The organism is Winogradskyella sp. 3972H.M.0a.05 (genome assembly GCF_040493455.1).
GTDB lineage: Bacteria > Bacteroidota > Bacteroidia > Flavobacteriales > Flavobacteriaceae > Microcosmobacter.
The window spans coordinates 107,129-127,553 of record NZ_JANFDA010000002.1 but is presented as its reverse complement, the minus strand read 5'-3'; the positions used below and the strand labels follow the sequence as shown (position 1 = coordinate 127,553).

At 35.5% G+C, this 20,425-nt stretch carries 22 protein-coding genes; 19 read left to right on the top strand and 3 right to left on the bottom strand.

What is annotated here, in order from left to right:
* The first annotated feature begins 21 nt into the window (after nucleotides 1-21).
* From lpxD to sucD, 7 genes are all read left to right on the top strand, one after another.
* Nucleotides 22-1,050, top strand: coding sequence for a UDP-3-O-(3-hydroxymyristoyl)glucosamine N-acyltransferase (gene lpxD / locus NCE97_RS04035; RefSeq protein ID WP_353777607.1), 1,029 nt, complete (start codon nucleotides 22-24; stop codon nucleotides 1,048-1,050).
* Nucleotides 1,037-2,443: a bifunctional UDP-3-O-[3-hydroxymyristoyl] N-acetylglucosamine deacetylase/3-hydroxyacyl-ACP dehydratase gene (locus tag NCE97_RS04030; protein ID WP_353777606.1), complete on the top strand. Its 1,407-nt coding sequence runs from the start codon at nucleotides 1,037-1,039 to the stop codon at nucleotides 2,441-2,443. Before lpxD ends, NCE97_RS04030 begins: the two co-directional genes overlap by 14 nt.
* A 2-nt stretch (nucleotides 2,444-2,445) precedes the next feature.
* Complete coding sequence (gene lpxA / locus NCE97_RS04025; protein ID WP_353777605.1) at nucleotides 2,446-3,231, top strand: acyl-ACP--UDP-N-acetylglucosamine O-acyltransferase; 786 nt, start codon at nucleotides 2,446-2,448, stop codon at nucleotides 3,229-3,231.
* Between the two features lie 15 nt (nucleotides 3,232-3,246).
* Nucleotides 3,247-3,813, top strand: a complete 567-nt coding sequence (efp, locus tag NCE97_RS04020; RefSeq protein WP_353777604.1) for an elongation factor P — start codon at nucleotides 3,247-3,249, stop codon at nucleotides 3,811-3,813.
* Nucleotides 3,814-3,837: 24 nt separating this feature from the next.
* On the top strand, nucleotides 3,838-4,779 hold the full coding sequence (locus tag NCE97_RS04015) for a UDP-3-O-(3-hydroxymyristoyl)glucosamine N-acyltransferase (protein WP_353777603.1): 942 nt from the start codon (nucleotides 3,838-3,840) through the stop codon (nucleotides 4,777-4,779).
* A complete protein-coding gene (locus NCE97_RS04010; protein WP_353777602.1) occupies nucleotides 4,780-5,187 on the top strand; it encodes a nuclear transport factor 2 family protein in 408 nt (135 codons plus the stop codon).
* A gap of 84 nt (nucleotides 5,188-5,271) precedes the next feature.
* Entirely contained in the window at nucleotides 5,272-6,144 is an 873-nt protein-coding gene (gene sucD / locus NCE97_RS04005; RefSeq protein ID WP_353777601.1) for a succinate--CoA ligase subunit alpha, read from the top strand.
* 17 nt (nucleotides 6,145-6,161) lie between these two features.
* Here the strand turns inward: sucD and NCE97_RS04000 are convergent, their stop codons facing one another.
* The 3 genes from NCE97_RS04000 to NCE97_RS03990 are packed head-to-tail and all read right to left on the bottom strand — an operon-like array spanning nucleotide 6,162 to nucleotide 8,537.
* Nucleotides 6,162-6,608, bottom strand: coding sequence for a hypothetical protein (locus NCE97_RS04000; RefSeq protein ID WP_353777600.1), 447 nt, complete (start codon nucleotides 6,606-6,608; stop codon nucleotides 6,162-6,164).
* Entirely contained in the window at nucleotides 6,601-7,914 is a 1,314-nt protein-coding gene (locus NCE97_RS03995) for an ABC transporter permease (RefSeq protein ID WP_353777599.1), read from the bottom strand. Before NCE97_RS03995 ends, NCE97_RS04000 begins: the two co-directional genes overlap by 8 nt.
* Nucleotides 7,911-8,537, bottom strand: a complete 627-nt coding sequence (locus tag NCE97_RS03990) for an ABC transporter ATP-binding protein (RefSeq protein ID WP_353777598.1) — start codon at nucleotides 8,535-8,537, stop codon at nucleotides 7,911-7,913. The genes NCE97_RS03995 and NCE97_RS03990 overlap by 4 nt, the downstream gene beginning before the upstream one ends.
* A 267-nt stretch (nucleotides 8,538-8,804) precedes the next feature.
* Here NCE97_RS03990 and fabG point away from each other — a divergent pair, with 267 nt between their 5' ends.
* The 12 genes from fabG (at nucleotide 8,805) to hisIE (ending at nucleotide 20,418) form a co-directional block, all read left to right on the top strand.
* Nucleotides 8,805-9,551, top strand: a complete 747-nt coding sequence (gene fabG, locus NCE97_RS03985; RefSeq protein ID WP_353777597.1) for a 3-oxoacyl-[acyl-carrier-protein] reductase — start codon at nucleotides 8,805-8,807, stop codon at nucleotides 9,549-9,551.
* Nucleotides 9,552-9,557: 6 nt separating this feature from the next.
* Entirely contained in the window at nucleotides 9,558-10,115 is a 558-nt protein-coding gene (locus NCE97_RS03980) for a hypothetical protein (protein ID WP_353777596.1), read from the top strand.
* 1 nt (nucleotide 10,116) lies between these two features.
* A complete protein-coding gene (locus NCE97_RS03975; RefSeq protein WP_353777595.1) occupies nucleotides 10,117-12,150 on the top strand; it encodes a VWA domain-containing protein in 2,034 nt (677 codons plus the stop codon).
* 22 nt (nucleotides 12,151-12,172) lie between these two features.
* Nucleotides 12,173-12,988 (top strand): prohibitin family protein, encoded by an 816-nt coding sequence (locus NCE97_RS03970; protein WP_353777594.1) that lies wholly within the window; start codon nucleotides 12,173-12,175, stop codon nucleotides 12,986-12,988.
* A 242-nt stretch (nucleotides 12,989-13,230) separates the two neighbouring features.
* Entirely contained in the window at nucleotides 13,231-14,088 is an 858-nt protein-coding gene (gene hisG / locus NCE97_RS03965) for an ATP phosphoribosyltransferase (protein WP_353777593.1), read from the top strand.
* On the top strand, nucleotides 14,088-15,374 hold the full coding sequence (gene hisD / locus NCE97_RS03960) for a histidinol dehydrogenase (protein WP_353777592.1): 1,287 nt from the start codon (nucleotides 14,088-14,090) through the stop codon (nucleotides 15,372-15,374). The genes hisG and hisD overlap by 1 nt, the downstream gene beginning before the upstream one ends.
* Nucleotides 15,371-16,408: a histidinol-phosphate transaminase gene (gene hisC / locus NCE97_RS03955; RefSeq protein WP_353777591.1), complete on the top strand. Its 1,038-nt coding sequence runs from the start codon at nucleotides 15,371-15,373 to the stop codon at nucleotides 16,406-16,408. Before hisD ends, hisC begins: the two co-directional genes overlap by 4 nt.
* The gene (gene hisB, locus NCE97_RS03950; RefSeq protein ID WP_353777590.1) at nucleotides 16,405-17,538 is read left to right on the top strand and encodes a bifunctional histidinol-phosphatase/imidazoleglycerol-phosphate dehydratase HisB; all 1,134 of its coding nucleotides are present in this window, start codon (nucleotides 16,405-16,407) and stop codon (nucleotides 17,536-17,538) included. Before hisC ends, hisB begins: the two co-directional genes overlap by 4 nt.
* Nucleotides 17,539-17,624: 86 nt before the next feature.
* The gene (gene hisH / locus NCE97_RS03945) at nucleotides 17,625-18,218 is read left to right on the top strand and encodes an imidazole glycerol phosphate synthase subunit HisH (protein WP_353778258.1); all 594 of its coding nucleotides are present in this window, start codon (nucleotides 17,625-17,627) and stop codon (nucleotides 18,216-18,218) included.
* Between the two features lie 17 nt (nucleotides 18,219-18,235).
* Nucleotides 18,236-18,979, top strand: a complete 744-nt coding sequence (hisA, locus tag NCE97_RS03940) for a 1-(5-phosphoribosyl)-5-[(5-phosphoribosylamino)methylideneamino]imidazole-4-carboxamide isomerase (RefSeq protein WP_353777589.1) — start codon at nucleotides 18,236-18,238, stop codon at nucleotides 18,977-18,979.
* Nucleotide 18,980: 1 nt separating this feature from the next.
* Complete coding sequence (gene hisF, locus NCE97_RS03935) at nucleotides 18,981-19,736, top strand: imidazole glycerol phosphate synthase subunit HisF (protein ID WP_353777588.1); 756 nt, start codon at nucleotides 18,981-18,983, stop codon at nucleotides 19,734-19,736.
* A gap of 85 nt (nucleotides 19,737-19,821) precedes the next feature.
* Nucleotides 19,822-20,418: a bifunctional phosphoribosyl-AMP cyclohydrolase/phosphoribosyl-ATP diphosphatase HisIE gene (gene hisIE, locus NCE97_RS03930; protein WP_353777586.1), complete on the top strand. Its 597-nt coding sequence runs from the start codon at nucleotides 19,822-19,824 to the stop codon at nucleotides 20,416-20,418.
* The last annotated feature ends 7 nt before the right edge of the window (nucleotides 20,419-20,425 follow it).

The window sequence follows — 20,425 nt, the reverse complement described above, 5'->3', positions numbered from 1 at the left end:
GCGGATATCAAACAAATTCGTGTGAAGTTTACAGCACAACAAATTGCTGGCATTTTAGAAGGAGATATCGTTGGGGATCCTGATGTTGAAGTTTCCAAACTTGCCAAAATAGAAGAAGGTACTAAAGGATCATTAACGTTCTTAGCTAATCCTAAATACAAACCTTATATATATTCTACAGAAGCGTCGATAACTATTGTTGATAAGGATTTTGAAACAGAAAGCGAAATCTCAACGACACTTATAAAAGTAGAAGATGCCTATAAGTCTTTTTCCAAATTATTGGAATATTACAATCAGGTAAAATTCAATAAATCTGGAATAGAATCACCTTGTTTCATTTCTGATACTGTAAAAAAGGGTGACAATATATATATAGGTGCATTTACATATATAGGTGAAAATGTAGTTATAGGAGACAATGTTAAGATCTTTCCAAATTCCTATCTAGGAGATAATGTTACTATTGGAGATAATACCATAATATTTTCGGGAGCTAAGATTTATTCTGAATGTGTTATTGGAAATAACTGTGTCATTAATTCTGGAGCAATTATCGGAGCAGATGGTTTTGGTTTTGCACCGAATGAAAAAGGTGAATACACCAAAGTACCACAAACTGGGAATGTGATTTTAGAAGATTATGTAGATATAGGAGCAGGTACTACAATAGATAGAGCCACTCTTGGATCTACAGTAATTCGCAGAGGTGTAAAGCTAGATAATCAGATTCAGATAGCACACAATGTAGAAATAGGAAAGAATACTGTTATTGCTGCTCAAACAGGAATTGCAGGATCAACTAAAATCGGAGAGAATTGCCAAATAGGAGGGCAAGTTGGAATTGTTGGTCACATTACTATAGGTAATAATGTTAGAATACAAGCACAATCTGGAATTGGTAGAAATGTAAAAGACAATGAAGTACTTCAAGGGTCACCAGCTCTAGCATATGGCGATTATAACAAGTCCTATGTGTACTTCAAAAACCTTCCAAAGATTGTAAAAGATATTAATGAAATTGAAAAAAAAGTAAATGGCGATAGTTAATACTGAACAAAAACAACGAACCATTGCTAATGAGGTTTCTCTTCAAGGCGTAGGGTTACATACAGGAAAAGATGTGACATTAACCTTTAGACCGGCAGCAGCAAACCATGGGTTTGCATTTAAACGAATAGACTTAGAAGGCAACCCGTTAATAGAAGCAGATGCAAATTACGTTACCAATACTCAGAGAGGGACAATGCTCGAGAAAAATGGTGTTACGATTCAAACGTGTGAGCACGTTTTAGCAGCTTTGGTTGGTTTAGATATAGATAATGCCGAAATAGAATTAAATGCTTCTGAGCCTCCTATCATGGATGGTTCTTCTAAGTTTTTTGTTGAAGCCCTTGAAAAGGCAGGGATCGTTGAGCAAGAAGCCAATAGAGAAGAGTACGTAGTTACCGATGTAATCTCTTATACAGATGAAGAAACAGGCAGTGAAATTCTTATCATGCCTTCAAGTGATTACAAAGTGACAACTATGGTAGATTTTGGAACTAAAGTTCTAGGAACCCAAAATGCTACATTAAATAATATATCTGAGTTTAAATCTGAAATAGCAGACTCAAGAACATTCAGTTTTCTTCATGAACTCGAAATGTTACTTGAGCATGGACTTATTAAAGGAGGAGATCTTAATAATGCGATAGTTTATGTCGATAAGAAAATATCTCCTGAAACTATAGAGAAACTCAAAGTAGCTTTCAAGAAAGATAGCATTGCTGTAAAGCCAAACGGAATACTAGATAATCTTACGCTGCATTACCCAAATGAAGCAGCTAGACATAAGTTACTAGATGTACTTGGAGATTTAGCGCTAATAGGTACTCGTATTAAGGGTAAAGTTATTGCTAACAAGCCGGGACACTTTGTAAACACTCAGTTTGCAAAGAAGATGTCTAAGATTATTAAGAATGAAAGACGTAATAATGTTCCAGTCATAGATTTGAATGCACAACCTCTAATGGATGTAAATCAAATCATGAATATGTTACCACATAGACAACCATTTTTGTTAATTGATAAGATATTTGAGTTGTCCGAATCACACGTAATTGGTACTAAGAATGTGACGATGAACGAGCCATTTTTCGCAGGTCACTTCCCAGGAGCACCAGTTATGCCAGGAGTATTGATAGTTGAAGCTATGGCGCAAACGGGAGGTATCTTAGTATTGAGTACAGTCCCAGATCCAGAAAACTATCTCACGTTTTTCATGAAAATTGATAAAGTAAAATTCAAACAAAAAGTAGTTCCTGGAGATACATTGATATTTAAATGTGATCTTATTACGCCTATCCGTCGTGGAATATGCCATATGCAAGGATACGCTTATGCCAATGGAAAACTATGTGCAGAAGCCGAGTTAATGGCACAAATTTCAAAAGTTAAGTAAGTATGAATCAACCGTTAGCCTACGTACATCCAGGAGCAAAAATTGCTAAAAATGTCGTTATAGAACCTTTTGCAACAATACACAATAATGTGGTCATTGGAGAAGGAACATGGATAGGAAGCAATGTAACGATTATGGAAGGAGCAAGAATCGGTAAAAACTGTAATATCTTTCCAGGAGCAGTGATTTCTGCTGTACCACAAGACCTTAAATATAACGATGAAGATACAACTGCTGAGATAGGAGATAACGTAACTATAAGAGAATGCGTTACTATAAATAGAGGTACGGCAGATCGAATGAAAACAGTGATTGGTAACAACTGCTTGATTATGGCTTATTGCCATGTTGCACACGACTGTATTGTTGGAGATAATTGTATTTTCTCAAACAACAGCACACTTGCTGGACATATTACTGTAGGTGATTATGTTGTATTGGCTGGGATGACTGCAGTACATCAATTTGTTTCCGTTGGAAATCATGCCTTTGTAACTGGAGGTTCATTAGTAAGAAAAGATGTACCACCTTTCGTAAAAGCAGCTCGTGAACCGTTATCCTATGTTGGTATAAACTCAGTAGGATTAAGACGAAGAGGTTTTACGACTGAAAAGATTAGAGAAATACAGAATATATATAGAATTCTTTATCAAAAGAATTATAACAATACACAGGCATCAGAAATTATTGAAGCCGAAATGGAAGCAACCCCAGAACGAGATGAAATTCTTCAATTTATCAAGAACTCTCATCGTGGTATCATGAAGGGTTACTTCAAATCAAACTAAAATATATAATTAAGAATGGCAAGTACATCAGACATTAGAAACGGATTATGCATAAGATATAATCATGACATTTATAAAATAATTGAATTTCTTCATGTGAAGCCTGGAAAAGGACCAGCGTTTGTGAGAACCAAATTAAAAAGCGTTACTACAGGTAAGGTAGTAGATAATACGTTTTCAGCAGGTCACAAGATTGATGATGTTCGAGTAGAAACGCATAAGTTTCAATATTTATATAATGATGGTGAAGCTTATCATTTTATGAATACTGATGATTATTCCCAGATTCAACTTCAAGAAAGTGCTTTAGATGCACCAGGATTGATGAAAGAAGGTGAGGTTGTTACCGTTTTGATTAATACAGAGGACGATATGCCATTATCTGTTGAAATGCCTGCAAGTGTTATCTTAGAAGTAACACATACAGAGCCTGGCGTAAAAGGTAATACAGCTACAAATGCTACAAAACCTGCAACAGTTGAAACTGGAGCTACTGTCAATGTACCTTTATTTATTAATGAAGGTGATAAGATAAAAGTTGAAACTGAAAAAGGTACTTACAAAGAAAGAGTCAAAGAATAACGTTAATAAAGAAGAGCGTCTGCAATGAAATTTCCACAACAACAAACATTAAGAGAGATTGCTCATATTATTAATAGTGATTTTGTAGGTCCTGAAGATTTTCCTGTTTTGGGGATGAATGAAATTCATGTTGTAGAGCCAGGAGACATTGTATTTGTAGATCATCCAAAGTATTATGACAAGGCACTGAATTCGGCTGCCACTATTGTCCTTATCAATAAAGAAGTAGAGTGCCCAGAAGGCAAAGCACTTTTGATAAGTGATGATCCGTTTAGAGACTTCAATAAGTTGACCAATCACTTCAAACCATTCCAGCCTTCAAGTGCATCAATTGCACCATCGGCTAAGATTGGGAAGAACACTATAATTCAACCAAATTGCTTTATAGGGAATAATGTTGTTATTGGTGATAATTGTATTATTCATTCTAATGTAAGTATATACGATGATGCTATCATTGGAGACAATGTAGTCATACATGCAGGAACAGTTCTTGGTGGAAGTGCTTTTTATTATAAGAATAGACCAGAAGGCTTTGACCAATTACTATCTGGAGGCCGCGTTGTCATTAAAGACAATGTGCATATTGGAGCTTGCTGTACTATAGATAAAGGTGTGACTGCCGATACGACCATAGGAGAAGGCTCTATGTTAGATAATCAAATTCAGGTTGGACACGATACAGTAATTGGTAAAAAATGTTTGATTGCCTCTCAAGTAGGAATAGCAGGATGTGTGGTTATTGGTAATGAAGTTACTATTTGGGGACAAGTGGGAATTACAAGCGGTATTACTATTGGTGATAAAACTGTTATCTCTGCTAAAGCTGGAGTTAGTAAATCTCTAGAAGGACATAAACACTATTTTGGAATCCCTGCTGAAGATTTTAGAACCAAGTACAAAGAAATTGCTAACATTAAACAAATCCCAGAAATTTTAAGATTACTAAAAGAAAAAGAAAAGTAGATGGAACCAAAAGATGTCGTCCGTGGGTTTTACGAATCGGACTTGGCTAACAACACAGAAGCATTAGCAACTTATCTTCACCCAGAATGCCAATTAAACTGGCACAGTAGTAAAGGATATCACCAATTCGATTTTAATAAAGTAAACGAACTATTTACTGATATTCATAGATCGTATGAATCCATAAGAATGCATATAAGCCATATGCTCCAAGATGGTGATTTCGTTACGACGCGTTACACCATGATGGTTAGAACGATTGAAGATCCTGATAATGAAGAGCCAATGGCACATTTTATAACCATATGGGAGGTAAAAGACGGTAAATTATACAAAGGATATGAGATAAGCCAACTAGCAGATGTTGGTACATCTAGCCTTAATTCTTTCACAACAGAAAAAGTTTAAAATTTAATTGAATAATAACACAAGCAAAAGCAACAAACTTGTTATTTTTGCGCTGCATAAAATCATTAAAATAATTTAGATACCATGAGTGTATTAGTAAATAAAGATTCAAAAATAATCGTACAAGGGTTTACAGGTAGTGAAGGAACGTTTCACGCGAGTCAAATGATTGAATATGGAACCAATGTAGTAGGAGGTGTTACACCAGGAAAAGGAGGTCAAACACATTTAGACAAGCCAGTATTCAATACAGTTGCAGAAGCTGTAGAAAAAGTAGGAGCAGATACTTCTATCATCTTTGTACCACCAGCTTTCGCTGCCGATGCCATTATGGAATCAGCAGATGCTGGGATTAAAGTTATTATTACTATTACAGAAGGTATTCCTGTAGCAGATATGATTAAAGCTGCAGATTATATTAAAGATAAAGATTGCCGATTAGTTGGTCCTAATTGTCCAGGAGTAATTACTCCAGAAGAAGCAAAAGTAGGTATCATGCCTGGTTTTGTTTTCAAAAAAGGTAAAGTTGGGATTGTATCAAAATCGGGTACGTTAACTTACGAAGCTGCTGACCAAGTTGTAAAGCAAGGTCTTGGGATTACTACAGCTATTGGAATTGGTGGTGATCCAATTATTGGAACAACTACTAAAGAAGCTGTTGAGTTATTAATCAATGATCCAGAGACAGAATGTGTAGTAATGATTGGTGAAATTGGAGGTCAATTAGAAGCAGATGCTGCTAAATGGTATGAAGCTAGCGGAAGTAAGAAACCAGTAGTAGGGTTTATCGCAGGAGAAACAGCACCAGCTGGTCGTACAATGGGTCATGCAGGAGCAATCGTTGGAGGTAGTGATGATACTGCTCAAGCTAAAAAGCGTATCATGAGAGAATGCGGTATTCATGTTGTGGATTCGCCTGCAGAAATCGGAAAAAGAGTAGCAGAAGTTTTAGGTTAAAAACTACTTAGCAGAATTTAATCTGCTAATCGACCTGTAACGTTATTAAGGATATAATTGCAGCGATCTACATTGTCTGCATTAAGCTCTAGTATTCCATTAACTATAATAACTTGATCTGTTTTAAAGGAAGGTTTTTCTTTGAAATGCAGCTCTATTATAGTTTCTGGTCCTGCACCACCACAAAAAAAACATAATGCCATTGGCTGTTTTGAAAGTAAAACGATTTCACCATTTCCGGCTATGTCCAGGAAATAACCTTTTATACTAATCTCTTTGCCTTCATATAATCTTACGCCATCCCCAAAATCAGGTGTTAAAAAGAAAATTCCATAGTCTTCATTATACACTCTATTAAATTCAACATTAGCCAAATCTTTCCAAGTTACTTCTTCTTGAGCTGTTGAATAAGTGGTCGTTAACACTACAAAAGATAAGAGTAAGATTAATTGTTTATTAAGCATCAGATAGGGTTTTAGCTACGTTTAATTTAAAAATTGAAATAGAAGCCAATAAAGTGGCTATTATAGTTATAACAAATATAATGCCTAAGAACAATAGCTCGGTTAAGTCAGGACCTAATATTTGTAGATGATATCCATTTGAAACTTGTAAATATTGAGAAACACCCCAGATGCCTAATCGACCTAGTACCCATCCGAGTATGAAGCCTATGAGTGCTAAGAATATACCTTCAGAAAATACCAATAAAAGAATTTGATTGGTACTAAGTCCATAAGTTCTCAATAAAGCAAGTTCCTTCTTTCTTTCACGTATAGTTTTTAGCAGACTGATAAAAATACTTAATGCAGAAACCAATAATATGGCTAATGCGATACCATTTATGGTTTTTACACCAGATCCAAACAGGTTCGTTAATCGTTGTATTTCATAACCTGGTAAGGCAGCCTGAGTATTAGTATTTTCATTTATAAACCTAGGAAGTTGAACCATTCCAAGAGGGTTTTTGAACTTCACTAATAATGAAGTGATTTCTCTCTCTTCATCATGTTCGTGTTCATCACTATGTTCAGAAGTTTCATCGTCGTGATGATATTCATCTGATTCGTGATCATGATCGTGATCATCATGATGCTCCTCATCATGGTCATGGCTTTCATCTTGCTCTTCATCATGGTGATCTTCATCCTCATGATTGTGACTTTCCCAAATACTTTCTAGTGTAGTGATTAGTAATTGATCGACGACAGTACCTGTCTGTTCTATAATTCCGGTGACAACATAAGGATGTTCATCATGAGCATCGTCACCCGAATCAATAAGTCCATGCGTTCCTATAAAGCTATCACCAATTTTTAATTGTAAGCGCTCAGCAACATTACTGCCCACCACCACTTCAAAAGATGTTTTAAATAGCTCACCATCAGCTAATTTGGCATTATAAAGACTAAGGTATTCTGATTCTGTTCCTAATATTCGAAAACCCTTGTAGCTATCACCATACGAAACAGGAATAGCAGTTTTCACGAAAGGATGATTTTCTATGAATTCAGCTTCCTTTAATTTAATGTTACCCGTAGGCGCATCCACATGAAGTACAGAAGATAAAACCAACTGCAAAGGACTACCTTTGGCACCAACCACCATATCAAAAGGAGCAATGTTCTTGTTTAATTGCCCACCCAATTGTTGACTCAGTTGCAAAACAAAAGTGACTAACGATACACTCAGCATTAACAACATAAGGCTCAACATTAGATTGAGCGGTTTAGAAACCATATTCTTATATGCCAAATAAATTATTTTCATAGTATTATTTGGTTTTGGAAGTGAGGTTTTAAACGCGAATCGTGTGTGATAATTACTAAGCTACTCTTACAAATTTCGGCTTCTTCTTTTAGTAATTGAATTACTTTATCACAATTTACATCGTCTAAATTTGAAGTCGGTTCATCTGCAAAAATGATTTTTGGCTTATGGATAAGTCCTAAAGCTATCGATAGTCGCTGTTGCTGTCCTTGGCTTAATGTTGATACCTTTTTACCCAAGTGCTCCGTTAACCCTAATCTTTCAGCAAGTTCAAATCGTCTTTTCTTATCATTGGAGTCTATTGGAAAACTTTGCCGCAAGCGTAAGTTTTCAGCAACATTGAGAGATTTAATAAAATGATATTGTTGAAAAATAAGCCCAATGTTCTCACCTCTGAAGCTATCAATTTTGCGTCTCGATAATGAGTTTAGCTCAGTTCCTGAAATTGATACAGTACCTTCAATGGGTTGCAAAAGACCAGCCATTAAATATAGTAGTGTAGTCTTTCCTATTCCAGAAGGACCTAAAATAACCAAATGCTCTCCAGCATTAAGGTTTATATCCGGGAACTTAAATTGCTCACCATTTTTATATGTGTATGTAAGGTCTGAGGTTTGTACCATACTTTCATTTTTGCTAAAATACACACAAATATAAGTGCAACATAGTTGCATTTGTTAAAATTATGTTGAAACTATATTCTCGATTATACTTATGAGTTTTGCAATAATAGGAAAAGAACAACAAAAAAAATAGGCTATTTGTTTTAACGTTAGCTATAAAAAATGTGTTAAAGTCTTAAAATAATTTTAGGTATAAATTGTGAGATTTTTTTATTTGATGCAACTTGTATTTGCTATATTTGGTAACAACTAATCCAATTATAAATAATGAAATTACTAGAAGGAAAAACTGCTATAATCACTGGTGCAAGTAGAGGAATAGGTAAAGGAATTGCCAGAGTTTTTGCAGAGCAAGGTGCTAATGTGGCATTTACATATAGTTCTTCTGTCGATGCAGCCAAAGCACTCGAGGATGAACTCAATGCTTTAGGAGTAAAAGCTAAAGGATATCAGAGCAATGCTGCAAGTTTTGACGAAGCTCAAGACTTAGCTGCCGAAGTTGTAAAAGAATTTGGTAGTATTGATGTGTTGATCAATAATGCAGGAATTACTAAAGATAATTTGCTTATGCGTATTTCTGAAGAAGACTTTGATAAGGTAATAGAAGTAAACCTGAAGTCGGTCTTCAATATGACTAAAGCGGTACAGAGAACAATGCTAAAGCAGCGTAAAGGATCGATCATTAATATGAGTTCTGTAGTTGGTGTGAAAGGAAATGCTGGACAAACCAACTATGCAGCGTCTAAGGCAGGAATTATAGGATTCTCTAAGTCAGTAGCTTTAGAGCTAGGATCTCGTAATATTAGAAGTAATGTGATTGCTCCTGGTTTTATAGAAACAGAAATGACAGCTAAATTAGATGAAGCTACTGTCGATGGTTGGAGAGCTGCAATACCATTAAAGCGTGGAGGTACTCCAGAAGATATTGCAAATGCTTGTGTTTTTCTTGCCAGTGACATGTCTGCTTATGTAACTGGGCAAACACTCAACGTTGATGGAGGTATGTTAACTTAATAAATGATGAAACGTCTCGTATACATAGTCCTTTTTATTACAGTTTCTTTCAGTTCTTTGATAGGAGCTCAAGACTGGAATACAGTAAAGAATACTGATTTTGGGTATCGTGTTGATTTTCCAGCATATGCTGAAAAAGCCTCAACAGATATACCTACTGCCAAAGGAAATGTGGTCATGCATACTTATACATGCACAGCCACTTCTAGCGATAGTAACCTTATGTACATGAGTTCTTTTACGCAGTATCCATTAAGTTTTTTTCCTGAAGGGCTAGACTCACCAGAAGTACAGAACACACTACTGGAAAACTCTATAAATGGGGCTGTGACTAATGTAAAGGGTACGCTGTTGAGTAAAGAATCAATTGTATTTAATGGATATCCTGGACGCTTTTACAAAATAGAGGTAGACCAGGGAGATTTGTACGTGTTATCTATGTGGTCTATTTTGGTAGATTATAAGTTATATATGATTCAAACAATTGCCTTGAAAGATAAATCAGATAATACAAATGCTAAACGATTTCGCGATTCGTTTGAGTTGATAAAAGTTAAAAACTAATTTGGCTACAGACACTTTATTATATATTATAATAGCAGGAATAATAGCGCTTTCACTAGCGCTTTTTCAGTATATATATAAGACCAAAAAAACAAGTCGATTATATATTATACTAGCTTTTTTTAGATTCCTAAGCATTTTTGCAATTCTGCTGCTACTCATCAACCCAAAGTTTGAACAAACATCTTTTTATAATGAAAAGCCAAACCTTATTGTAGCGGTTGATAATTCTGAATCTGTTTCGTATTTAAATCAAGAAAGTAAAGTCGATGACTTATTAAATGGACTTAGATCAAATGAAACGTTAAGCGAGCGTTTCAATATTGAGTATTATAGCTTTGGAAATGAAATGAATCAAAGTGATTCACTATCATTCAATGAGTCTCAATCTAATCTATCAACGACGTTCAATCGCTTGTCAGAAGTTTATGAAGGTTCCATTTCTCCAGTGTTGTTCATAACCGATGGTAACCAAACCTATGGCAATGATTATGAATTTGCTGCAAAGCGTTACAAAGATCCAATCTATCCTGTAGTTCTCGGAGATACTGTTCAGTATGCAGATTTAAAAATTCAGCAGCTAAATGTCAACAAGTATGCCTACCTTAAGAATAAATTTCCGACCGAAGTTATAGCAGTTTACAATGGAGAAGAACCTATAACTACTGAGTTCAGGATTCGTAGTGGTTCAGCAACTGTGTTTTCAAAGAACTTACAATTCAATAAGGATAATACATCACAAATCATAACTGCCAATCTACCTGCTAATCGTGTAGGAGTAAGAACTTATGTTGCAGAATTGGTGCCTTTACAGAATGAAAAAAACAAGATTAATAATGCTAAGAATTTTGCTGTAGAAGTTATTGATCAAAAGACAAATGTTGCTGTGGTTTCAGATATTAGTCACCCAGACCTAGGTGCTTTAAAAAAGTCTATAGAGCACAATGAGCAGCGGCAGGCAGATATTATAAAGCCTAACGATTTTCTTAGAAGTGCAGACAATTATCAGATGGTGATTTTGTATCAACCCAATAATGCATTCAGACAAGTCTTTGATGTTATAGACCAGTTGAAGTTAAATAGCTTTATAATCACAGGAACAAAAACAAACTGGTCGTTAATAAATGGAATTCAGTCTAACTATTTGCAAGAAATCACCTCGCAGTCAGAGAGTTTTCAGCCAACTTTAAATATTAATTACTCAACATTTATTGTTGAAGATTTAGGATTTGATGACTATCCACCATTAGATTCAGAATTTGGAGAATTAAGATTTTCAATCCCTTTTGAAACGATACTGTATAAAACTATTAATGGAAATAATACAAACGAACCGCTATTAGCAACGTTTGAATCTAATCAAAAGCGAGAAGCTATTTTATTCGGGGAAGGTATTTGGAAATGGAGAGCACAAGATTATATAAACAATAATTCATTTGAAGATTTTGATGATTTCCTAGGGAAGCTGATTCAATATTTAGGCTCAGATCAAAAGCGTAGCCGATTAAATGTTGATTATGAATCATTCTATAATGGTAATGATAACGTTATTATTAGTGCGCAATATTTCAATAAGAACTATGAATTTGATAGTGGCAAAAACCTCAATATAACTCTCAAGAACAAGGCTGATAATGCTACATCTACGATTCCTTTCATCTTAAAGAATAATAGCTACGAAGTAGATTTGAGCGGAATTTCATCAGGAGAATATAGCTTTACGGTAAGCGTTAATGATGAAAATATTTCCAGATCAGGTTCTATCAATATCCTTGATTATAATGTAGAACAACAATTCCTCAACGCCAATGTAACAAAACTAAGGCGAGTAGCTACTAATAGCGATGGTCAGTCATATTTCATTGATAATACCAGTCAATTAGCTAATGATTTATTAAGCGATAAGCGATTCTCGATCATACAAAAAAGCAATAAAAATATCGTACCTTTAATCGATTTCAAATACTTGTTAGCCTTGATAGCTATTAGCTTAGCTCTAGAATGGTTTATGAGAAAGTATAACGGACTTATTTAATACAAAACTAAACTTATACATAATGGAAAAATTACCAAAAATTGGACTACCAATCATAGTCGGATTGGTTGTGTTAGTCATATTATTAACTAAATCAGCAGTAACTATTGGCTCAGGAGAAGCTGGAGTTTTATATAAGCAATTTGGTGGCGGTGTTGATATAGAGAATACCTATGGAGAAGGGTTTCATATAGTAGCCCCTTGGAACCGTATGATTATATACGAGGTAAGAGAGCAAACAGTACCAGAGAGTTTACAAGAATTATTATCTGTAGATGGATTACCGATTGAGGTGGACTTAAGCATTCAGTTCAAACCAAATCGTCAAAGCTTAGGTAAACTGCATCAAAATGTAGGGCAAGAATATTATTCTAGGAAAGTTAAACCAGCCATAAATTCAGTTGCTAGGAGTATAATTGGTCAATATACGGCTGAGGAATTATATTCTTCTAAAAAGAACACGATTCAAAATGAAATTCAAAGCCAAACAAAAACAGATTTGGCTAAGGTAAATATAGATTTAATTCAGGTTCTTGTTGAAAAAATTGAGTTACCAAAGAAAATTACGGACGCAATTGAAGACAAAAAAACCAAAGAACAAGAACTGGAAAAATATAAGTACTTACTTCAAACTGAAGAAAAGGAGGCTGATAGAAAAAGAGTAGAAGCCCAAGGAAAAGCAGATGCCAATAGAATTCTTAGTGCGTCATTAACGGATAAGATTCTTCAAGATAAGGGCATAGAAGCGACTATGAAACTATCAGAATCTCCGAATAGTAAGGTGATTGTTATAGGTTCAGGAGAGTCTGGAATGCCAATAATTTTGGGTAACCAATAAAAAGTTTTATAATCCCTTGGAATTGTAAAATATTTTTCTGAAAATTTGTTCAGAACAAAACACAAATGAATTTTATTCAATTACATCATCATCATTTTCATACTTGCACTCAAGCGAGCTGAAAATGTATTGAATAAAGCCAAGATATATTTTAAACCCGTTTGAGTAAATCAAACGGGTTTTTTCTTTCCATCAATAAGAATATCTCAAAAAAGATTTACTCAGACACTTTAAAAACTAAAATGAGTAAATTAAAAATAGCTGTACAAAAATCGGGTCGTCTTCACGATGATTCCATGAAATTGCTTAAAGACATTGGCATTTCCATTGACAATGGAAAAGACCAACTCAAAGCTTCTGCACGCAACTTCCCTTTAGAAGTGTTCTATTTGCGCAATGGCGACATTCCTCAATACCTGAGAGACGGTGTTGTAGATGCCGCTATTATTGGCGAAAATATTCTTGTAGAAAAGGGTAAAGACATACAAGTTGCTGAGCAATTAGGGTTTTCCAAATGTCGTGTGTCAATAGCAGTACCAAAGAATTCGGTCGCAAAAACACTGCAAGATTTAGAAGGAATGCGAATCGCAACATCCTATCCCAATACCGTAAATCAGTTTTTGAATGCTGAAAATATTACAGCTAACCTACACATAATAAATGGCTCCGTTGAAATTGCACCAAATATAGGACTAGCAGATGCAGTTTGTGATATCGTGTCTAGCGGAAGCACACTCTTCAAAAACAACTTGAAAGAGATTCAAGTACTGCTCAAATCTGAAGCTGTATTAGCAGTATCTCCAAGTATTTCTTCTGAAAGTCAAGCAGTTCTTGAGCGTATTCAATTTAGGATTCAGTCCGTATTGAATGGTAGAAACTCAAAGTACATATTGCTCAATGCGCCAAATGATAAGCTAGATGATATCATTAAAGTGTTACCAGGTATGAAAAGTCCAACAATTTTGCCATTAGCAAAAGAGGGGTGGAGTTCATTGCATTCAGTCATCAATAAAGGTCAGTTTTGGGAAATCATAGATGAACTTAAAGCTAATGGTGCCCAAGGAATTTTAGTATGTCCAATCGAAAATATGGTAGTATAATGAAAACAATAATCAATCCAGAAAGATCAGAGTGGCCAACACTTCTTCAGCGTCCAACACAGTCTTTTGAAGCTATCGAAGACACCGTAGAGGAAATATTCAACGAAGTATCGAGAAAAGGTGACAAAGCCATAAAAAAGTACACAGAACTATTTGATGGCGTAAATCTCGAAACAATAAAAGTAACGAATGACGAGATATTATTAGCCAAATCTAGAGTTTCAGAAAAACTCAAAGCAGCTATTACAACAGCAAAGTCAAATATTCAAAAATTCCATAAAGCACAAAAAACAGATGTCATTTCTGTTGACACTATGGAAGGCGTGACCTGTTGGCAAGAAAAGCGCGCTATTGATAAGATAGGGCTTTACATACCGGGAGGAACAGCACCATTGTTTTCTACAGTGTTGATGCTGGCTGTTCCTGCAAAGATTGCTGGGTGTAGCGAGATAGTTCTGTGCACACCACCAAATAAAGACGGTTCCATCGCAGATGAAATCTTATACACAGCCTTTGAATGTGGTATTACTGAAATCTATAAAGTAGGAGGGATTCAGGCCATTGCAGGACTGACATTTGGGACAGAATCGATCCCTAGCGTATACAAAATATTTGGCCCAGGGAATCAGTTCGTAACAGTAGCAAAACAGTTGGCAACCAAATTTGGTGTAGCCATAGATATGCCAGCAGGGCCAAGTGAGTTAATGGTTGCAGCTAATGATTCGGCTAATGCTAGTTATGTAGCTTCAGACTTATTAAGTCAAGCTGAACATGGCACGGATAGTCAAGTGATTTTGGTCACTACATCAAGTCAACTTTTAGAATCGGTCAAAGCAGAAATCGAAACTCAAATTGAAACATTACCAAGAAAAACGATTGCTAAAAAAGCGATTGAAAACTCTAGGTTGATTCAAGTGGATGATAATAACACAATGCTCGACATTATTAATGCGTATGCGCCAGAACACCTTATAATTGCTACAAAAGATGAAGATTTCTTTACATCTAATGTTAGAAACGCAGGTTCCGTATTTATCGGTAATTACACACCAGAAAGTGCAGGAGATTATGCCTCTGGTACTAATCATACGCTACCAACAAATGGATTTGCCAAAGCCTACTCTGGTGTGAACTTAGATAGCTTTATGAAGAGCATCACATTTCAGAAAATCTCTGAAGTAGGATTACTCAACATAGGAAATGCAATAGAACTTATGGCAGAAGCTGAAGGTTTGCAAGCGCACAAAAATGCAGTCTCATTAAGAATTCAGAATCTAAAACAATGAACATAGAAAATCTAATTAGAGATAATATTAAAGCCTTAAAACCATATTCATCAGCTAGAGATGAGTTTAAGGATGCGTCCAATGACTTCATCTTTTTGGATGCCAATGAGAATCCTTTTGGAACAGGTCTTAACCGTTATCCAGACCCTCAGCAGGTTTCATTAAAACAAAGACTTTCAGAATTGAAGGGCGTAGACCCCAATCAAATTTTAGTAGGTAATGGTAGCGATGAAGTTCTGGATTTAATCTTCAGAGCCTTTTGCGAACCCAATAACGATAATATCATCATATTACCGCCTACTTATGGGATGTATAGTGTACTGGCAAATACAAATGCAGTAAACATAAAAGAAGTACAGCTCAAAACTAATTTTCAGCCAGATGTAGAAGAGATATTAGAAACCGTTGATCAAAATTCTAAACTCCTGTTCTTATGTTCGCCAAATAATCCAACAGCGAATAGTTTTGAAGCAAATAGTATAGAAAGGCTTTTAAAAGAATTCAAGGGTATAGTGGTTATTGACGAAGCTTATATTGATTTTTCAACTCAAGAAAGCTGGCTGAATAGACTCAATGAGTTTCCGAATTTAATTGTAACCCAAACCCTGTCTAAAGCCTATGGTATGGCAGGAATCCGGTTAGGCGTTTGTTACGCTTCTAGCGCTATCATAACAATACTCAACAAAATAAAACCACCTTATAATGTCAATCAGTTGTCCCAACAAAAAGCATTAGAGGTTTTGACGAATAGTGATGTTATAAGCAACAGAATAAATACAATTCTTAGTGAACGAAAAGTCCTTGTGGAAGCACTAAAAGCAATAAGTTTTGTTGAAGCTGTATTTCCATCTGATGCGAACTTTCTTTTTGTAAGAGTAGATAATGCTAACAAACGCTATCAGCAATTAATTACAAATAAAATTGTAGTTAGAAATAGAACAAATCAACCACTTTGTGAGAACTGCTTACGATTTACAGTAGGCACAGAAACCGAAAACAAAGCACTAATTAATACTTTAAAATTACTCAAATGAAGCGTGTTTTATTTATAGATAGAGACGGAACTCTAATACGAGAACCAGTAGACGAGCAAATAGATGCTTTTGAAAAACTGGAGTTTTACCCAAAAGTCTTTCAATATCTAAGCAAGATTGCCAAAGAATTGAATTTTGAAATTGTAATGATCACCAATCAAGATGGACTGGGAACCGAAGTATATCCTGAGGACACGTTTTGGCCAGTTCACAATTTTGTAATCAAAACGTTTCAACAAGAAGGTGTGGAGTTCAAAGAGCAATTCATTGACAGAACATTTGCTAAGGACAATGCGCCCACAAGAAAACCTAACACAGGACTATTGACCCAATATTTTTCAGGAGCATATGATCTCGCAAACTCTTTTGTAATCGGAGACCGTCTTACAGATATTGAGTTGGCAAAAAATCTAGGTGCTAAAGGAATTTTCATTAATGACAATACCAATTTAGGAACCGATGAAGTTACAGTTTCTAGTGGTGAATTAGAACAGTACATTGCCTTAGAATCCAATGACTGGAAAGCAATTTACAAGTTTTTGAAAGCCACAGAACGAGTGGGTTCTATAGAGCGTAACACTAATGAAACCAAAATCAAGATTGACTTGAACTTAGATGGAATTGGCAAAAGCAATATTGATACAGGAATAGCTTTTTTCGATCACATGTTAGATCAATTATCGCGTCATGGACAGTTAGATTTAGATGTTAAGGTTGAAGGCGATTTAGAAGTGGATGAGCACCACACTATCGAAGACACAGCTATAGCACTAGGTGAAGTCTTTGCCAAAACTTTAGGAAATAAACTTGGCATAGAGCGCTATGGTTTTTGTTTGCCAATGGACGATTGCTTAGCGCAAGTAGCTATTGACTTTGGAGGTAGAAATTGGCTGGTTTGGGATGCAGAATTTAAACGCGAAATGATAGGGAAGATGCCAACAGAGATGTTTGTTCATTTCTTTAAATCCTTCACGGATGGCGCAAAATGTAATTTGAATATTAAAGCTGAAGGAACTAACGAGCATCACAAAATAGAAGCCATATTCAAAGCTTTTGCAAAGGCGATAAAAATGGCTGTAAAACGTGATGTTGAAAAAATGATTTTGCCTTCTACTAAAGGTGTTTTATAAATAGTGTCATTCCGCACTTGATGCGGAATCCATAAATAGAAATTAATTACAATAGATCCTGAATCAAGTTCAGGATGACAAGGAAAATGAAAGTTACCATTATTAATTACGGAGCAGGGAATATAAAGAGTATTCAATTTGCATTTCATCGATTAGGAATAGAAGCTAAGTTATCTGATGATAGTGAAGAAATCCAAAATTCTGATAGAGTGATTTTCCCTGGAGTAGGTCAAGCAAGTTCAGCGATGACAAAACTAAAACAGTCAGGTTTGGATACTTTGATTCCAAACCTGAAACAACCAGTTTTAGGGATTTGCTTAGGAATGCAGTTGATGTGTAATCATACAGAAGAAGGCAATACCAAAGGGTTAGGGATTTTTGATGTAAACGTGAAGCGATTTTCCAATACAGTAAAAGTGCCTCAAATGGGTTGGAACACTATAGGAAGTTTGAAATCACAATTATTCAAAAATATTGAAGATGAAAGTTATATGTATTTGGTGCATAGTTTTTATGCCGAATCATGTAGCAGCATGATTGCCGCAACCAATTACGAACGCGAATACGCTTCAGCATTACAGAACAACAATTTCTATGGCGTGCAATTTCACCCAGAGAAAAGTGGTAAAGTAGGAACACAAATTTTAAAGAATTTTTTAGACCTAACACCAAACACCTAATACCTAAAACCTAAATCATGAGAATTATTCCAGCAATAGATATTATTGAGGGGAAGTGTGTAAGACTTTCCAAAGGAGACTATAATACCAAAATCGTATATAATGAAAACCCACTAGAGGTAGCAAAGCAATTTCAGGATTCAGGGATTGAGTACGTACATGTGGTGGATTTAGACGGTGCAAAAGCCAGTCATATAGTGAATTATAAAGTATTGGAACTGATTGCAGGTAAAACTAATCTGAAGATTGATTTTGGAGGCGGATTGAAGTCTAACGAAGACCTTAAAATTGCATTCGAAAGTGGTGCAAATCAAATCACAGGAGGTAGTATTGCTGTGAAAAACCCGGAAACGTTCAAGCAATGGATTCAGTATTATGGAAGCGATAAAATCATTTTAGGAGCCGATTGTAAAGATGAAACTATTGCAGTTAGCGGATGGCTAGAAGAAAGCAATGAACGTGTCGTTCCATTCATTAAGAAGTATCAAGCCGAAGGAGTCAGTTATGTAATATGCACAGATATATCCAAAGACGGCATGTTGCAAGGCCCTTCATTTGATTTATACAGAAAAATAATTAATGAATGTCATTCAGAGCACAGCGAAGAATCTATCAAACTAATAGCTTCTGGAGGCATCTCAGAATTTGACGAATTACCAAGGCTTGAAGCATTAGGATGCGAGGGGGTCATTATTGGTAAAGCCATTTACGAGAATAGAATTACATTAAAAGAACTAGAATGCTATATAAACAATAAGTAACATGCTTACAAAACGAATTGTACCTTGTTTAGATATAAAAGATGGTCGTACTGTAAAAGGTGTAAATTTTGTTAACCTAAGAGATGCTGGCGACCCAGTTGTGTTGGCAAAACAATATGCTGAACTCGGCGCAGATGAATTGGTGTTTTTAGATATCTCTGCGACCCAAGAGAACCGTAAAACCATGCACAATATGGTACTCAAGGTAGCAGAACAAGTAAACATCCCATTTACTGTTGGAGGTGGCATTAGCTCTGTTGAAGATGTAGATGATCTTTTGCATTGTGGTGCAGATAAAGTATCTATTAATTCTGCAGCTGTAAAACGTCCAGAGCTTATCAATGAGCTTTCAAACAAGTTTGGAAGTCAATGTATTGTGGTTGCTGTAGATGCAAAACAAGTTAATGGGGAATGGTATGTACATTTGGCAGGAGGTACGATTCCGACAGATATAAAACTATTCGATTGGGTTAAGGAAGTTGAAGAGAGAGGTGCAGGAGAGATACTATTTACCTCGATGAACCATGATGGAACTAAAAATGGTTTTGCTAATGAAGCTTTAGCCAAGCTTTCAGAATTAGTTAATATACCTGTGATAGCTTCAGGTGGCGCGGGAACTATACAGCATTTTGTAGATGCCTTTAAAGAAGGGAAAGCAGATGCTGCTTTGGCAGCTAGTGTATTTCATTTCGGAGAAATAAGAGTCATGGATTTAAAAAGAGAATTAAAAAATCAAGGAATTACTGTGAGACTATAACTGTCATTCAGAACGAAGTGATGAATCTAAAGATTAAAGATTTCTCATCGCTACGCTCTGTCGAAATGACAACAAAGGACAAATTATGAACATAGATTTCAATAAAAATAAAAATGGATTAGTACCAGCAATTATTCAAGATGTACAAACCAAAAATGTACTAATGCTAGGCTATATGAATGAAGCAGCGTATCAAAAAACAATAGATACAAAACAAGTGACATTTTACAGTCGTACTAAACAACGCTTATGGACAAAGGGAGAAGAGAGTGGTAATGTTCTAAACCTTGAAGGTATAAAACTAGATTGCGATAATGATACATTACTAGTCGAAGTTAACCCATCTGGGCCAACTTGCCATAAAGGCTCAGATACCTGCTGGAATGAAGAAAACAATCAGACTTATGGTTTCCTGTCTCAATTAGAAGATATTATCCAAGACAGAAAGACTGATTCTCAAAACCCAGATTCTTACGTAGCATCATTATTCAGAAAAGGAATCAATAAAATAGCTCAGAAAGTAGGCGAGGAGGCTGTAGAAACTGTTATCGAAGCCAAAGACACCAATGACGAACTGTTTCTCAATGAAAGTGCAGATTTACTGTTCCATTACCTTATTCTGCTTCAGGCAAAAGGTTACGCTCTTAATGATGTAGTGGACATCTTGAAGAAACGGCATTAAAAAAAGC

Coding starts and splice junctions, on each gene's coding strand:
- NCE97_RS04030 (WP_353777606.1), top strand. CDS start 1,037: ATGGCGATAGTTAATACTGAACAAAAACAACGAACCATTGCTAATGAG.
- lpxA (WP_353777605.1), top strand. CDS start 2,446: ATGAATCAACCGTTAGCCTACGTACATCCAGGAGCAAAAATTGCTAAA.
- efp (WP_353777604.1), top strand. CDS start 3,247: ATGGCAAGTACATCAGACATTAGAAACGGATTATGCATAAGATATAAT.
- NCE97_RS04015 (WP_353777603.1), top strand. CDS start 3,838: ATGAAATTTCCACAACAACAAACATTAAGAGAGATTGCTCATATTATT.
- NCE97_RS04010 (WP_353777602.1), top strand. CDS start 4,780: ATGGAACCAAAAGATGTCGTCCGTGGGTTTTACGAATCGGACTTGGCT.
- sucD (WP_353777601.1), top strand. CDS start 5,272: ATGAGTGTATTAGTAAATAAAGATTCAAAAATAATCGTACAAGGGTTT.
- NCE97_RS04000 (WP_353777600.1), bottom strand. CDS start 6,608: ATGCTTAATAAACAATTAATCTTACTCTTATCTTTTGTAGTGTTAACG.
- NCE97_RS03995 (WP_353777599.1), bottom strand. CDS start 7,914: ATGAAAATAATTTATTTGGCATATAAGAATATGGTTTCTAAACCGCTC.
- NCE97_RS03990 (WP_353777598.1), bottom strand. CDS start 8,537: ATGGTACAAACCTCAGACCTTACATACACATATAAAAATGGTGAGCAA.
- fabG (WP_353777597.1), top strand. CDS start 8,805: ATGAAATTACTAGAAGGAAAAACTGCTATAATCACTGGTGCAAGTAGA.
- NCE97_RS03980 (WP_353777596.1), top strand. CDS start 9,558: ATGAAACGTCTCGTATACATAGTCCTTTTTATTACAGTTTCTTTCAGT.
- NCE97_RS03970 (WP_353777594.1), top strand. CDS start 12,173: ATGGAAAAATTACCAAAAATTGGACTACCAATCATAGTCGGATTGGTT.
- hisG (WP_353777593.1), top strand. CDS start 13,231: ATGAGTAAATTAAAAATAGCTGTACAAAAATCGGGTCGTCTTCACGAT.
- hisD (WP_353777592.1), top strand. CDS start 14,088: ATGAAAACAATAATCAATCCAGAAAGATCAGAGTGGCCAACACTTCTT.
- hisC (WP_353777591.1), top strand. CDS start 15,371: ATGAACATAGAAAATCTAATTAGAGATAATATTAAAGCCTTAAAACCA.
- hisB (WP_353777590.1), top strand. CDS start 16,405: ATGAAGCGTGTTTTATTTATAGATAGAGACGGAACTCTAATACGAGAA.
- hisH (WP_353778258.1), top strand. CDS start 17,625: ATGAAAGTTACCATTATTAATTACGGAGCAGGGAATATAAAGAGTATT.
- hisA (WP_353777589.1), top strand. CDS start 18,236: ATGAGAATTATTCCAGCAATAGATATTATTGAGGGGAAGTGTGTAAGA.
- hisF (WP_353777588.1), top strand. CDS start 18,981: ATGCTTACAAAACGAATTGTACCTTGTTTAGATATAAAAGATGGTCGT.
- hisIE (WP_353777586.1), top strand. CDS start 19,822: ATGAACATAGATTTCAATAAAAATAAAAATGGATTAGTACCAGCAATT.